Here is a 12,726-nt window from a genome sequence, read left to right as displayed (position 1 = left end):
CCATGACCAATTGGCCAATTTTTTGAGGTTCAGGGCAGCAAAAGTGAGCATGGTCTGCATCGTTACTTTTTTTAACCCGCGGTAGCGAGTCCAACGCATGCCATGCTTTTCTTTCGCGTCCGCAAAGACACGTTCGATTGTCTCTTTTCGTCGGGCATACAGCTGCCTATTAACCGGTGTGTGGCGAAGGCGCTCGACTTCGTCGATTGCATCTTGCCAGACATGCCGATGAATCACTTTCTGCATCGTCTGACTTTTCGTACACCGTTCTAGAAATGGACAAGTTTCACAGATTTTTGGATCTGATACATACTCCCGTCTCCCTTCCCGTGTAGTTGTTCGATAGACAAGCTGCTGATTATTTTCACAGAGATAGCAGTCGTAATACGCATCATTATAAAAGGCATTCGTTTTGAACATACCTTTCACCCCTTTGGGGCGAGTGTAGGGGAAGACTGGCAAAATACGCTGTCTGAGAAGTAAATGTACGATGGGGGCGGTTTTATAGGCGGAGTCTGCGACGACTGCAAACGGGACGGTAAAACGGTGGATGATGAGCTCGAGCAAGGGATTTAAAATGATACTATCGTGAATATTACCTGGTGTGACAATTGTCCCGAGGACAAAACCATTCCGATCACATGCTGTATGAAAGGAATAGGCGAATTGCTTTTCACGCTCCCCCTTCACGTAATATCCTGACTCAGAATCCGTGGTACTCTCCTTCGTCAAACGTCGATCATTCTCGTCCTTCTTCTTGGGGGTAAAACGCTTTTATCCGTGCGCCTCACGATCATCATTGATTTCTTGTTCCAGTTCATCTTGATAAAAACGTGCTGCACGACGAACATGTTTCTTTTTATATTTCCGCTTATTCGCATTTGCTTTGACGTGTGTCGAATCGATAATCAGGACCACTGGGTCCACGAATCCAGCATCGACGCCTTGGGTCAGAATTTTGTAGAAGATATCTTCAAAAATCGTCGTGTCTTGGAAGCGTCGGACATAGTTTTTTCCGAAGGTTGAAAAATGAGGAACCTTTTCATCCAATCCAAGTCCTAGAAACCAACGATAGGCGACGTTCGTTTCGATTTCTTCGTCTTCCGCATAGAAGGAATACCGAATAAATATTGAAGGAGAGCCATCTTGATTAAGAGAACAGAATCCACGCTAGGTCTTCCGTTATTTTCACAGTATAACTTTTCAACCAATGGATAGATGAATTGAAAGTCCATCACCTGATCGACCTTGCGGACCAAGTGGTCCGCAGGAACCAATTGTTCGAGTGTGACCGTGATGTTTTCAGAACGATGGGGTTGATTTCGTTTTCCCATCATGGGAAACCCTCCTTCGTGGTATATTTCTTTTACTTTATAATATGAAAGAAAGCTAAAAAAGCCTCGATTTCCGATCTAATCGCTTCCTAGTAGAAAGCAAACAGGAGCGACCCTGCAGCGAAGCGAAGCGGCGCGATGTTTGCCACAGGAAGACGATTAGGGAGGAAAGAGAGAGCAAAAAAAGATGGGAGATCACATTCAAGTGACCTTCCATCTAGTTTGTCTACACGCTGAAACCCTCATTTCAAGAGGAAATAAGGGTTAACGTTTCTTTTTGAGTAATTTGAAAATTTTTCGTTTTACCCTCACATTGGATTTAAAATGACACCTGCATTATTCTCTTTGAACAGTGACTTATGGATTTCTAGAATTTCTTCTTTTTTTAACTCGATTGTATATTGTTTAGCTCCCTCAAATGAGTACCCTTTAAGTATACTACGTTTTTTAGATAAGATTTGTATCAGTGGCTTTTCAATCATGCTACTTTGTGATTCATATGTAAGCATATACTTACCTGCAGGTATCTGATTGCCAATTTCATAGTAGCCAGAATTCGAGATTTCATATTTTCCCGTATCGTCAGTTTTTAAAGGCTTCCGCTTAGAGGGTGTAAGTATAAAGGTTCCCTTCAAAGGAATTGACTCACCGTCACTAAATGAAATTCCCATCCACTTGTCATTGTTGCTCATTTTTTTCTGCATAAACATGGCGTCATCACTAGTAGATTGAATATCGTATTGACCTTCGGGAAAATCTTCTCCGACTTTATACTCACCAGACTTTAAAGTAACTTGCTGCAGTGCATCTTGCTCTTTATGTGTGAAAAAGTTAGATACATATGGATACGTAATAGAGGCGATACACACGCACATTAGTAGTACAAATATCACTTTCTTATTCTTATTCATTTACGATTCGTCCCTGGTCGACTACAATACGTCCTTCATCCATATAAATTACGTGGTCACATATTTTTTCGATGTCTTCTTTTTGATGACTCGACACGAGAATAGTTGCGCCTCTTTGCTTTTCACGAACCAATAACTCTTGAATCAAGTTGACACCACTCTGATCGATAGCATTGGTCGGTTCATCTAACAAGATAATGTCCGGCTTTTCAAAAATTGCTTGTGCAATGTTCAATCTTTGTTTCATTCCTAAAGAATACTTCTTCACCTTCAACTTTGATGTCGGATCTAAACCTACTGCTTCGATTGCCTCAATCATATCTTGTTCGGTCGCTACTTTTCTAATTTTCGCGAGAATTTTTAAATTTGTCATTGCATCATACTGTGGTAACAGTTCCATGTTTTCAATAATGATGCCTAAACTTGGTGGAAACGATATTTCCTCATGAAGTACTTCGTCGTTAATCTTTACTGTGCCGGCAGTAGGTACGATTAATCCGGCAATAGATCGGAGTAACATCGTTTTACCCGAGCCGTTTCTTCCAAATACGCCATAAATTTGACCTGGTAAAAATTCAACAGTGATGTCTTTCAAGACAGCTTTTCTTTTTATCTCTTTACTTACATTCTCTACTTTAATCATTATCTTCACCTACATTATGTCTAATTTTTTAAATCGTTGAATTGACAGCCATACCAATAAAATTTCTAGTAACATGATACCAATCATTCCATATGAACTATTGACGATGTTACTCGAGAGGAAATCCCAGTCATTTAAACCGTTGCGCAACCCCATTGCATAGTTCGATAAAAAGAAATAGTTTGAAAGCATAGCTGTCTTTTGAAACTCGGCGCTCAGTAAGGTTGGAACAAGAATATAAATGCTTACGATGAGCTGAGCGATTTCCGATTTAAACAAAAGCTCCATGTACATTTGTATCGAAAACATTACGACTAAGCTGCCAACATAGATTACCATCATATACGTATATGTATCGACCGATAAATCATAAGTATTGACTTTAAACAATCGAAATATAAGAAATTGAAAAGAGATAAAGAATACTAAAGACAAGAACATGGACAGGAATTGCTTCATCATGAACATATTCTTGCTATATCTTCTAGTAATATAGGGGATTCCTTTAAATCGAATTGCTTCTCTTAGGTTTCCTGAAAAATAGAAACTCATGACGATTACCGGGAAGTACCAATAGAGTAAGTACTGGTACGTCAACATTCTACTCGATGTCAATGGTACCCCATCCAAGAAAGGAAATCGGGACATCTCTAAGCTCGAAAAATTTAAGAAGATCATTTGAACAATAATCGAAAGAAGTACTAATACAAATAAACGTTTGTTTTTTATCATTATTTGTACATATCCTTTCTAACAAAGGCAGCAAGACCGAGACTAGAGGCAAATGCAGCAAAGAAAAATTGTCGGATAAAGATAAGCGCAATATCTAAGACGCCCCATTCTCCCTCAAGCATTTTGTTGTACATTGATAAATCTTTTAGCGGACCCCATATTTGACTTAACAATAATTTTTCCATAAAGAAAAGCAGACCAATAGTAAAGACTACGATGAAGAAGGACTTGGTCGAGGAATTTACAAGATCTTTTACCAATTCATACAGAATCCCCACGAAGCTATAGAATAAGAAAAGACTGATCGTGTTTAAAAAGACAATCTTCAAAAAATGATTACTTTCTAAGACTTCACTCGGAAAATGTTGATAGGACATTCCTAAATTGATCACGGAGTGCGTAAGTGAAAAGAGAAACGCAGTGAGCAAAATCTGTCTAACTCTTAGGAAGAAGTATTGTTGACGAGACTTGAACCGTGTAATAGACCATTTAGCTTCTCGCGAAAAGAAACTATTCAGTAATATCAAAAACGGTGCTACATAGAATAAGGAATATGCTTGGATCGAACTAAATTCGAAAGCACTGTTGTTGGCAATTAATAAGATATCGTCATATGTAAGGTCACCTGTCTTTAAATAGGGGTTACTTAAACTAGCCTTCGTTTGAGTATTCCAAATAAAGATTAAAAACAGGACCACACCCACTACTGCACTGATTTTTTTAGTCTTCATTGAATTTTACTCCATACACATAAATAGTCAGCGGGAACAGACATAAAACTAATAAAGACAGGAAAAAGATATTCGTCAAGTCAGCAAATCCATACTCAGTAAAGGGTTGAAGCAACAATAAGATAGAGTCTTTCTTTAAAACGAGTAAGAACCAGACAAAGAATGTTGCAGCGTATGCTATTTTTTTATCCAAGAAAAACAAACTAATACTCGTTCCAAGCATTCCTACTAATCCTGCAATGAGTGAAAAGAAGAAAATGTATAAAAGAGCTGTGGTTAATGGGTTAGCGATACTAAAATTAAACAGCGGATTGTCATCAAACTTGAGTTCAGTTTTACCGCCCGATAATGTGCCACCCCAAAAAACAATATGTACTAACACCAAATTCAGCATTAAAGAAGTCAAAATCGTACAGAAAGAAGTTACAAAAGAAATAAATAATTTTTGAGCAAAGTAAGCTTTTCGACCAATTTTACTAATCAGTATTTTTCGATATCCTGTTTTATAGTCTTGAATCGCATTGTCTCCACCTAATAACAGTAAGTAAATAGGCAAAAACCATAATAAAATAATTTGAGGTGCATGACCAATACTTGACCCAGTTAAAAAAGAAGCAAATACAGGCTGATAAACTTCATCCGACAACTGTTGTTGTCTCGTCAATAAAAAGATTTCAACCATTGGAATGCATACAATGATCAAGAATAAGATTCTACTCATACGATTTTTATACAGATTCAACAATTGACTTTTAATCATAAAACCATCGTCCCTTCTTTCACTTTAAAAAATGAATAAATCAAACACATGATAGTGTTTGATTTATTCATCATCTTTAAAAATTAATCAGTTTCTTCGTCCCAGTAACCACTTACAGTATAAGTGTTAGAAGTATAGTTATTATTTTCTGCTGCTAAACGTACATACGATTTACTCGCTGTTTGGTATGCAGATCGATAATAACTGCCTCCGCCTTGTTTAACATCAACTGTATTAGAAACTTGTGTTCCTGATTTATCCAACCAGTATGTAGCGATTTTTCCTGTTCCTTCAGAAGTATAACTCATATTGACTTTCCATTTGTTAGCTGTGTTTTCCGTTTGACGGTATCGCTCGCTACTGTAAGTATTACCATAATTGGCTTTTAAAGTAAAGCTATACCCAACGTTATCATTAGAAGCCAATGCAACTGACGATGTTCCTAGGACACCAAGTCCTAGTGCTAAAGCCATTCCTGTGTTTACTAATTTCTTTTGTACTTTCATTGTTCTTTTTCCCACTAAAATTTTATTGGTAATTCCATGAAAATATACCACATATTTTACTGATATTACTTTACATTAATAATATTTATTTTATCATTTAAAAGAATTTTATTACTTAAATTTCCTTTATGAAAATATTTAAAATTTATTTTTCAATAAAACATTAATTTGAACATAATTATTTTATAAAAAAATAAAAAAACTAATATTTATCAATTAAAATTACAACTTGAAAATATTGACTTACATTTCGGATTTAACAAATTGTGTAGTGCTTAAATCCTTTAATTTTCTCTCAAGAGCTTTTGAGAGTTACAGATAGTTTTACTTATATCAAATAGATTTACTGTCCACCTTTTAAAAATTAAGCCTTTTATCTTACTTTTGTCAGGTGAATATTTATTTCCATCGAGTGATTGAACATTTTGAACAACACGATGTATAGCGTTTCAAATAAAATAAATAAGTTTTATACTGATTCATAATTGATTTTGTTGTTTATAAAACCTTAAATATTGATGACTTTCTTTTTCTTGTTTCATTCTAATAAAAAAGTGATGTTCTCGATTTCGAAAACACCACTTTTTTTATGTTTTATTTAAAAACGAAAGATTGACTAAAATGAACGGTTTTTTCTTCCTATTGCCGCAAAGACCATCAAGGGATTTGAAGATAGAATCGTCTTCAGTGGCTTTACATATTTTTGTAGAAGATACAGGAACACACTCATGATACAAATGGATAGATGAATTGAAAGTCCATCACCTGATCGACCTTGCGGACCAAGTGGTCCGCAGGAACCAATTGTTCGAGTGTGACCGTGATGTTTTCAGAACGATGGGGTTGATTTCGTTTTCCCATCATGGGAAACCCTCCTTCGTGGTATATTTCTTTTACTTTATAATATGAAAGAAAGCTAAAAAAGCCTCGATTTCCGATCTAATCGCTTCCTAGTAGAAAGCAAACAGGAGCGACCCTGCAGCGAAGCGAAGCGGCGCGATGTTTGCCACAGGAAGACGATTAGGGAGGAAAGAGAGAGCAAAAAAAGATGGGAGATCACATTCAAGTGACCTTCCATCTAGTTTGTCTACACGCTGAAATGCCTGACATCCGAAGAACAGGTGTCAGGCATTTTTTAGAGATGCGGATGATCGGCGACGACGGCATATTCCGTCACGGCATTCGACAGGACGAGCGGTTTGACTTCAGAAGTCCCCGCGTCGCGTTTTTTATGGACGCCTTTATACGCCTGGCTCGCTTGCCAGGCGTGGAAATCTGCTTGTTTTCCCCATGTCGTCATAATTGTCACGACATCATGTTCGTCCTGACTAATATCGACGAGCACTTGCATCCGGATGAATCCTTCCATCTGCTCAATCCCTTTTGTCGTCTTAAAGCGCGCCGCAACTTGATCGGACTTCCCTTTGACAACGCGTAGTTGATTCATTACAATCCACATACCGATTCCTCCCTTGTTCACTGCAACTAGTATACCGAACGAGAAGACGAGTGCCCACTCTTGATGCTTCAGTCGATGCTGTTCGACAGGAAGCGGAACCGTTCTGCGCCTGAGGCGTCGACCGCGTGGAGATCAAAGAACAGTGATTTCGAAAAAGCTTGCGGGAGCTTTTGCACCGTATGGAACCGTTCCTTCGTTGCGACGTCAAATGTACGCGTCATCGCTTCGATGGCACGGGTCTCTTCTGCGCCGTTCGTCAACGAGACCTTATAAGGCGCGATCGTCAAATGATCAATCAGGCGACGGTGATTTTCACCGATAACAATCAAGAAGCGGCCGGCGTCCGTTTCGATGACATCCGCTTCCGCCCACTCTTGTCCGTCGTGTACGGTACGGCGTGTGACGTGGGTGACGGCGTACGTTGCCTCGTTGCGCCGTAACACAATCAAATAGCGCGTCGTCTGCGTCTCTGCATAAGCGATCGCTTGCGTGTCGCTTAATGTTTCTGTCCAGTAGACCTCTTTCGTCGTAAGCTGAATGGTCGGATCTTTGTTGAAACTCGCGACGACCGCTTGCGGTGTCAGTTCTGGGGCCGAATCCTGGAACGCAGCGGAATGGTTGTCGTGTTGTAAAAATAAGAAACAACCGATCCCGACGAGGAAACTGCTGATGAGCCATACAAGTTGTTTCTTCATGCGATTCTCTCCTTGTGTAAGCGACGGTCCGTTCAACCGATTGATGGTTTCGTCTAGTTCTTTAGCATAACAAAGACCTGCTCGTCGCAACAAGAGCAGGTCTTATGTCCCGATGGAAAATCCATCAAAGTGTCGTCCGCCATGTTGTGTTAGCCACGTCTCGATCAACTGAATGACCGGTTGTTTCTCATCATGACGGAAATAACGTTCGAAAGCATCCGTGAATCGGTCAGCATCTGCTTGACTGAGGGCGGCGAGTTCACGCGGCAACCATTTTCCTTGACCGAGCCAGCGTCCGGATGCCGTTAAGTGAAAGGCAGCTGCTTGATCGAAAAGACGTGTTGCGATGGCGAGTCCTTCCGTCCGATCCTCTACCCCGATGAAGTCATCGAGCAGATCCGTCAAAAAATAGCGATTCTGATTTAATTGTTCAACCGTCCATCGCGTTGGTCCAGCAAGCAATTGGCGCGACGCTTCCGTTTTCAACCGGTCGACGAGTGGATGCACCCGGACCGGCACCGCTTCCGCTACCATCCGTTGCAGCGACGGACGACGACGCGCACGGTCAGCGTCGAAAAAATCACCAATCGTCGCTTCCGTATAAATGAATGCTTCGACGGGGTGTCCTTCATACAGAAACGACTCCCGGTAGGTGCGTGATCCTGTTGGCATGAGGACAATCAGGTCGATGTCAGACGTTGTTGTCGCCCGTCCGCGGACATGACTGCCGGCAATCATTGCAGCTAAGGATTCAGGGAATCGTTCAGCCACCAGTTCATTCGTAAGTGTAAGAATTTCTGGATTCATATCAATCCATGACTCGATCTTGATCTTGGAATAAGGCGTTATCACTGGAGAAAACGGCCACTTCATCTCCCGGTACAGCGACGATTGAGGCCGTCGCTTCGGCGTTCAACCGTAAATCGACCGTCCAGGATTCGTAATACGTATCCGAGCCGTTGACGACGAGTGTCTTCCCGGAACTGAACGTCAGAAAAAGGTGCGGAATCGTTTTTCCGATGCGTACACCGGTAATCCGTTCTGTATGTAAAGTCACAATCAGATGCAACATCTCTTCTTTCGTCATATGGCGGACGACCCAGTCTTTTGACGATTCGACGTCCCCGTAATAGAGGCGATCGGTTTCAATCCGTAACGAAATTTCCGGGTTCATCGTATCGTAGAGATTAATGAAATCCAGGCTGACGAAACTAGCCAAGTGAATCGTCGCGAGTTGGGTTCCGGTTAAGTAGGTCGTTAAAAGTTTTCTCGCAAGTTGATGGTCTTCTTTGTTCATCTGTACACACCTCTTCATGTAAGTTTTAAGTCAGTTCAAGATGATTTCCAGTCCATACATCACCGTCATGAGTCCGGTCATCGTAAGCAGCAGACACACTAACACGATTTGCAGGATGCCGGTATACACGTGTCGCATTTGACTGAGTAGTACGATCGAACAGGCCGACAGCAAAATTCCCAAGTAAAACAGCAAACTGAACGGATCGGCGACGGCGATTCGGAAATAGCCGCTCAAGACGAGACTCGAGACAATCAAATAGAGGATCGAGGAGCTGACGACGACAGGGATCGACCGACGCAATACATGATTCAAGAGCGTACCTCCTCTTAAAAAGAATCTTTCTTCCAACAAATTTACCACATATTAGTAAGTCACGGGAGTCCTAAAGAAAAAAGGAATCCTATCGGTAACGATAGAACCCCCCCTTCAGACCGACTCAGTCTGCTTTCTTTAAGATGTTGAGTAACCATTTTTGCAGGTCTTTTCCACCTTCGTAAAAAGAGCTGTCACGTAATTCAATCGTGTGTCCACCTTGCTTGATCGCTTCGTTAAACGTATCACCAAGATCGCGGTTTTCCCACTTGCGTTCATCATTCAAATATTTAAAGCCGAAATTACATTCGACATTAAAAATGATATGGAATGGTTCTTTAAATGAATTGACGGCCCGAATCATCTCGAGCAAAATCATCCGCTTCGGTGTCGATTGTTTGATGGTGTCGATCGTCGTCGTCCGACGCCCGTGAAACTCGACGACGCGGACGGCACGTCCCTGGTCTGCTTTAAAATCATAACTTGTCCGGATGGAGACGATAATTTCTCTCATGCTTTCTGTCATACGCTCTCACTGCCTTTCTCTCGCTTTCGAGTATACCACCCCACTCCACCTTCCTTGAAGAAAAAATTTTAGTATTCCGTCCTGAGACGGATTGAATACTACCATATTTTGTATTAAAATGAAGTAAATGACGAAAGGAGCCTTGTTTTGAAACCGTTATTTTCCATTATCCTGACTGTTTGTTTAGTCTTCACAGGGTGTTACTGTTCCCTTGAAGCACGAACAGACGACCCGCACTTCAAATCACGGACACGTTCGATTTCGACGTATCATACATTCGCTATTGAATTTTCACATGGACTCCGCGCTGATCAAGTTTCGAACCGAACCGTTACCGTCACGGATTCGACGGGGGAACGGATGCAAAATGAACTCGTTGTCATCGATGGGAAAGAGTTGCGGATTAAACCGCCTCGCTCTGGGTATCGGAAAGGACGACAATACATTATACATATCCGTGACTCGATTGATGCCCGGAAACAATTGAAAACAACGACTGTCCGCGAACGGATTTTTACTGTTGATCGTTAACAGTGAGATTCGTTTTTCTTATGTATTTTATTAAAAAATCGGACTGAACAAGCGTTATTTGCTTTCGGACAAATTAAAAGATGACGGGGATGTCCGTCATCTTGATTACGCTACAGCCTATTGCCCTATTATAGTATATGCTCTCGTCTTATCAGCCTAATAGGCACTCCATCCCCCGTCTGCAACGACGATTGCCCCATTGATGAAACTCGCGTCGTCTGATGCAAGAAACAAAGCGAGCTGTGCGATTTCGTCAGGTTGTCCGGTTCTGGGGTTCAAGCCCATCCCGAGCATCGTCCGTCCCATCCCGAACTCACTGATGTTCGTCATCGATTGTCCGATGTTCGTCTCGACGGCACCGGGCGCGATTCCGTTACAGCGAATCCCTTCTTGTGCATACATGAACGCCGTGTTTTTTGTCAGACCGACAACGGCGTGTTTGGAGGCGGCGTACGCAGCACCGGCACGCGCTCCGTTTAGTCCACCGATTGAGATGTTGTTGATGATGTTTCCGGAACCTTGTGCACGAAATAAGGGAATCGCGAGCCGTATCGTCCGCATGACGGCCGTCGTATTGATGGCGAGAACGCGGTCCCAGCGTTCATCGGTCAGCTCGTCGACCCCTTCCATCCCGTCCATGATTCCGGCATTGTTGACAAGGATATCAAGTTGTCCGTAAGCCGTTAACGTCTCGTCAAACAGTTGTTTGATCGCTTCAGCAGACGTGACATCCGTTTTGATGGCGGTCGCCGTCCCACCGGCTGCTTCAATCGCCGCGACTACTGCGTTTGCCCCGTCCAGCTGAATGTCAGACACGATGACACGTGCTCCTTCTGCTGCAAACCGCTCCGCGATGCTCTTGCCCATTCCGGACGCCGCCCCGGTCACGATGGCCACTTTGTTTTCGAGTCTCATGTTTTTTCATCCTCTCTGCTTAAACACGACGACCTTACTCGTCTTTACCCGTTTCGACGTGTCATTTCACTTCAATCACGAAAGCCGAGTTCCCGTCCCCTTGCTCCCAATCAGCAAGGACATGATACACATAGATTCCGCGCACATCAGGTGCTTTGAGTTGTTCGCCTTGCAGCGGAACCGTCTGTCTTGTCCCTGCATCTTGCCACTGTTCGATTTTTAAATCGTCCGGCGCAGGGCCGTCATGAAAGGCAATCGTAATCGGTGACTCCGGTCGGACCACGGTCGGCTTCAATTTTTCTGTCATTTCGAGCGGGTTCGTGTAGATATAGTCGACACATTGTCCCCGTATGAGACCATGCCAGCAATAGGACCCTTGCTGCGTCGGGATCGTTTGGTTTCCGACCGACACGTCAGGAAGCGGCGGTTGATTTCGGAATGGTTCGATGATGAAAATCAATCCAATCACAAGTAAGATGACGATTAAACGAATCGTCCGTCGTTTCATACGAACCAGCTCCTTTTTTTCATAAGTGTCATCCGAAGGTTTGTCCTGCAGCAAAACAGGCAATAACTCAACAGTGAGCATAAATCAGTGAAGCAACTACTACAGGAGGTTATCAATCATGGCTGAAAACAAAGTCGTCATCATTACAGGTGCATCAAGTGGTATCGGGGAAGCCACAGCGAAGTTACTTGCGAAGAATGGTGCAAAACTTGTCCTCGCAGCACGTCGTGAAGAGCGGTTGCAAGCATTAAAAGAAGAAATCGAGCAGCTCGGTGGTCAAGCGGTCTATCAAGTGACGGACGTGACAAAGACGGAGCAACTCGAACAACTCGCGAAACTGGCACAGGAGACGTACGGATCAGTCGACGTCCTCGTCAACAATGCCGGTCTGATGCCGTTGTCGCAACTCCATAAAAACAAGCAGGATGAATGGGATACGATGGTTGACGTCAACATCAAAGGGGTTCTTTACGGAATCGGGGCTGTCCTTCCGTACATGCGAAAACAAAAATCAGGGCATATCATCAACATCTCGTCCGTCGCAGGTCACGAAGTCATGCCGTCAAGCGCTGTCTACAGCGGAACGAAGTTTGCCGTTCGTGCGATTACGGAAGGTCTCCGGAAGGAAGAATCAGTCGACAATAACATTCGCGCGACAATCATTTCACCGGGAGCCGTCGATACGGAGTTAAAAGACCACATCACGGATGAAGACATCAAACAAGGAATCGGCAACATGCAGGCGATTGATGCCGACGCGATTGCTCGGGCAATCAACTATGCGGTCAGTGAACCGGATGATGTTTCGATCAATGAAATCCTGATCCGTCCGACATCACAAAAATAAGGAGTATACAAGAACG

The 12,726-nt window shown here is 42.6% G+C and carries 17 protein-coding genes and 1 pseudogene; 2 read left to right on the top strand and 16 right to left on the bottom strand.

Annotation, left to right across the window (positions count from 1 at the left end; translation table 11 throughout):
• The 14 genes and pseudogenes from KNP94_RS04435 to KNP94_RS04370 all read right to left on the bottom strand — a co-directional run.
• A pseudogene (locus tag KNP94_RS04435) lies at positions 1-1,337 on the bottom strand (IS1182 family transposase); the annotation flags it as partial.
• A gap of 305 nt (positions 1,338-1,642) precedes the next feature.
• Positions 1,643-2,245, bottom strand: coding sequence for a hypothetical protein (locus KNP94_RS04430; RefSeq protein WP_214766123.1), 603 nt, complete (start codon positions 2,243-2,245; stop codon positions 1,643-1,645).
• A complete protein-coding gene (locus KNP94_RS04425; RefSeq protein WP_214766121.1) occupies positions 2,238-2,888 on the bottom strand; it encodes an ABC transporter ATP-binding protein in 651 nt (216 codons plus the stop codon). The genes KNP94_RS04430 and KNP94_RS04425 overlap by 8 nt, the downstream gene beginning before the upstream one ends.
• Before the next feature lie 9 nt (positions 2,889-2,897).
• Positions 2,898-3,620 carry a DUF2705 family protein gene (locus KNP94_RS16115; protein ID WP_215115331.1) on the bottom strand — a complete coding sequence of 241 codons (723 nt, stop codon included), beginning with the start codon at positions 3,618-3,620 and terminating at the stop codon, positions 2,898-2,900.
• Positions 3,620-4,351 (bottom strand): WxPxxD family membrane protein, encoded by a 732-nt coding sequence (locus KNP94_RS04415; protein WP_215115330.1) that lies wholly within the window; start codon positions 4,349-4,351, stop codon positions 3,620-3,622. The genes KNP94_RS16115 and KNP94_RS04415 overlap by 1 nt, the downstream gene beginning before the upstream one ends.
• Entirely contained in the window at positions 4,341-5,111 is a 771-nt protein-coding gene (locus tag KNP94_RS04410) for a hypothetical protein (RefSeq protein WP_214769099.1), read from the bottom strand. Before KNP94_RS04410 ends, KNP94_RS04415 begins: the two co-directional genes overlap by 11 nt.
• 83 nt (positions 5,112-5,194) lie before the next feature.
• Complete coding sequence (locus KNP94_RS04405; protein ID WP_214811710.1) at positions 5,195-5,617, bottom strand: DUF2712 domain-containing protein; 423 nt, start codon at positions 5,615-5,617, stop codon at positions 5,195-5,197.
• Between the two features lie 726 nt (positions 5,618-6,343).
• Entirely contained in the window at positions 6,344-6,481 is a 138-nt protein-coding gene (locus KNP94_RS04400) for a hypothetical protein (RefSeq protein ID WP_215115329.1), read from the bottom strand.
• Positions 6,482-6,752: 271 nt separating this feature from the next.
• A complete protein-coding gene (locus KNP94_RS04395) occupies positions 6,753-7,076 on the bottom strand; it encodes an antibiotic biosynthesis monooxygenase (protein ID WP_088837154.1) in 324 nt (107 codons plus the stop codon).
• Positions 7,077-7,144: 68 nt separating this feature from the next.
• Positions 7,145-7,771: a hypothetical protein gene (locus KNP94_RS04390; RefSeq protein ID WP_215115328.1), complete on the bottom strand. Its 627-nt coding sequence runs from the start codon at positions 7,769-7,771 to the stop codon at positions 7,145-7,147.
• A 102-nt stretch (positions 7,772-7,873) separates the two neighbouring features.
• Positions 7,874-8,578, bottom strand: a complete 705-nt coding sequence (locus KNP94_RS04385; protein WP_214804554.1) for a nucleotidyltransferase domain-containing protein — start codon at positions 8,576-8,578, stop codon at positions 7,874-7,876.
• A gap of 1 nt (position 8,579) precedes the next feature.
• Complete coding sequence (locus KNP94_RS04380) at positions 8,580-9,068, bottom strand: hypothetical protein (RefSeq protein ID WP_214804556.1); 489 nt, start codon at positions 9,066-9,068, stop codon at positions 8,580-8,582.
• 30 nt (positions 9,069-9,098) lie between these two features.
• The gene (locus tag KNP94_RS04375; protein WP_214804558.1) at positions 9,099-9,383 is read right to left on the bottom strand and encodes a hypothetical protein; all 285 of its coding nucleotides are present in this window, start codon (positions 9,381-9,383) and stop codon (positions 9,099-9,101) included.
• Between the two features lie 124 nt (positions 9,384-9,507).
• Complete coding sequence (locus KNP94_RS04370; RefSeq protein ID WP_251132441.1) at positions 9,508-9,897, bottom strand: hypothetical protein; 390 nt, start codon at positions 9,895-9,897, stop codon at positions 9,508-9,510.
• Between the two features lie 159 nt (positions 9,898-10,056).
• On the opposite strand from KNP94_RS04370, the gene KNP94_RS04365 reads away from it, so the two are divergent.
• On the top strand, positions 10,057-10,440 hold the full coding sequence (locus KNP94_RS04365; RefSeq protein ID WP_088837148.1) for a hypothetical protein: 384 nt from the start codon (positions 10,057-10,059) through the stop codon (positions 10,438-10,440).
• Between the two features lie 156 nt (positions 10,441-10,596).
• Here KNP94_RS04365 and KNP94_RS04360 read toward each other — a convergent pair whose 3' ends face one another.
• Both KNP94_RS04360 and KNP94_RS04355 read right to left on the bottom strand, forming a co-directional pair.
• Entirely contained in the window at positions 10,597-11,355 is a 759-nt protein-coding gene (locus tag KNP94_RS04360; protein ID WP_214804562.1) for an SDR family oxidoreductase, read from the bottom strand.
• A gap of 61 nt (positions 11,356-11,416) precedes the next feature.
• Positions 11,417-11,863, bottom strand: coding sequence for a hypothetical protein (locus KNP94_RS04355; RefSeq protein WP_215115327.1), 447 nt, complete (start codon positions 11,861-11,863; stop codon positions 11,417-11,419).
• 118 nt (positions 11,864-11,981) lie between these two features.
• Between KNP94_RS04355 and KNP94_RS04350 the strand changes: the two genes are divergently transcribed.
• Positions 11,982-12,710 (top strand): SDR family oxidoreductase, encoded by a 729-nt coding sequence (locus KNP94_RS04350; protein ID WP_214804574.1) that lies wholly within the window; start codon positions 11,982-11,984, stop codon positions 12,708-12,710.
• Positions 12,711-12,726: the final 16 nt, after the last annotated feature.

Origin of the sequence: Exiguobacterium sp. s80, assembly GCF_018618725.1 — a bacterium.
Taxonomy (GTDB): Bacteria; Bacillota; Bacilli; order Exiguobacteriales; family Exiguobacteriaceae; genus Exiguobacterium_A; species Exiguobacterium_A oxidotolerans.
The sequence above is the reverse complement of the archived record's forward strand: the minus strand, read 5'-3'. Positions and strand labels throughout refer to the sequence as shown.

What these genes read in the sequence shown, in the direction of transcription:
- KNP94_RS04430 (WP_214766123.1), bottom strand. Translation starts at nt 2,245, where the DNA reads ATGAATAAGAATAAGAAAGTGATATTTGTACTACTAATGTGCGTGTGT.
- KNP94_RS04425 (WP_214766121.1), bottom strand. Translation starts at nt 2,888, where the DNA reads ATGATTAAAGTAGAGAATGTAAGTAAAGAGATAAAAAGAAAAGCTGTC.
- KNP94_RS16115 (WP_215115331.1), bottom strand. Translation starts at nt 3,620, where the DNA reads ATGATAAAAAACAAACGTTTATTTGTATTAGTACTTCTTTCGATTATT.
- KNP94_RS04415 (WP_215115330.1), bottom strand. Translation starts at nt 4,351, where the DNA reads ATGAAGACTAAAAAAATCAGTGCAGTAGTGGGTGTGGTCCTGTTTTTA.
- KNP94_RS04410 (WP_214769099.1), bottom strand. Translation starts at nt 5,111, where the DNA reads ATGATTAAAAGTCAATTGTTGAATCTGTATAAAAATCGTATGAGTAGA.
- KNP94_RS04405 (WP_214811710.1), bottom strand. Translation starts at nt 5,617, where the DNA reads ATGAAAGTACAAAAGAAATTAGTAAACACAGGAATGGCTTTAGCACTA.
- KNP94_RS04400 (WP_215115329.1), bottom strand. Translation starts at nt 6,481, where the DNA reads ATGATGGGAAAACGAAATCAACCCCATCGTTCTGAAAACATCACGGTC.
- KNP94_RS04395 (WP_088837154.1), bottom strand. Translation starts at nt 7,076, where the DNA reads ATGTGGATTGTAATGAATCAACTACGCGTTGTCAAAGGGAAGTCCGAT.
- KNP94_RS04390 (WP_215115328.1), bottom strand. Translation starts at nt 7,771, where the DNA reads ATGAAGAAACAACTTGTATGGCTCATCAGCAGTTTCCTCGTCGGGATC.
- KNP94_RS04385 (WP_214804554.1), bottom strand. Translation starts at nt 8,578, where the DNA reads ATGAATCCAGAAATTCTTACACTTACGAATGAACTGGTGGCTGAACGA.
- KNP94_RS04380 (WP_214804556.1), bottom strand. Translation starts at nt 9,068, where the DNA reads ATGAACAAAGAAGACCATCAACTTGCGAGAAAACTTTTAACGACCTAC.
- KNP94_RS04370 (WP_251132441.1), bottom strand. Translation starts at nt 9,897, where the DNA reads ATGAGAGAAATTATCGTCTCCATCCGGACAAGTTATGATTTTAAAGCA.
- KNP94_RS04360 (WP_214804562.1), bottom strand. Translation starts at nt 11,355, where the DNA reads ATGAGACTCGAAAACAAAGTGGCCATCGTGACCGGGGCGGCGTCCGGA.
- KNP94_RS04355 (WP_215115327.1), bottom strand. Translation starts at nt 11,863, where the DNA reads ATGAAACGACGGACGATTCGTTTAATCGTCATCTTACTTGTGATTGGA.
- KNP94_RS04350 (WP_214804574.1), top strand. Translation starts at nt 11,982, where the DNA reads ATGGCTGAAAACAAAGTCGTCATCATTACAGGTGCATCAAGTGGTATC.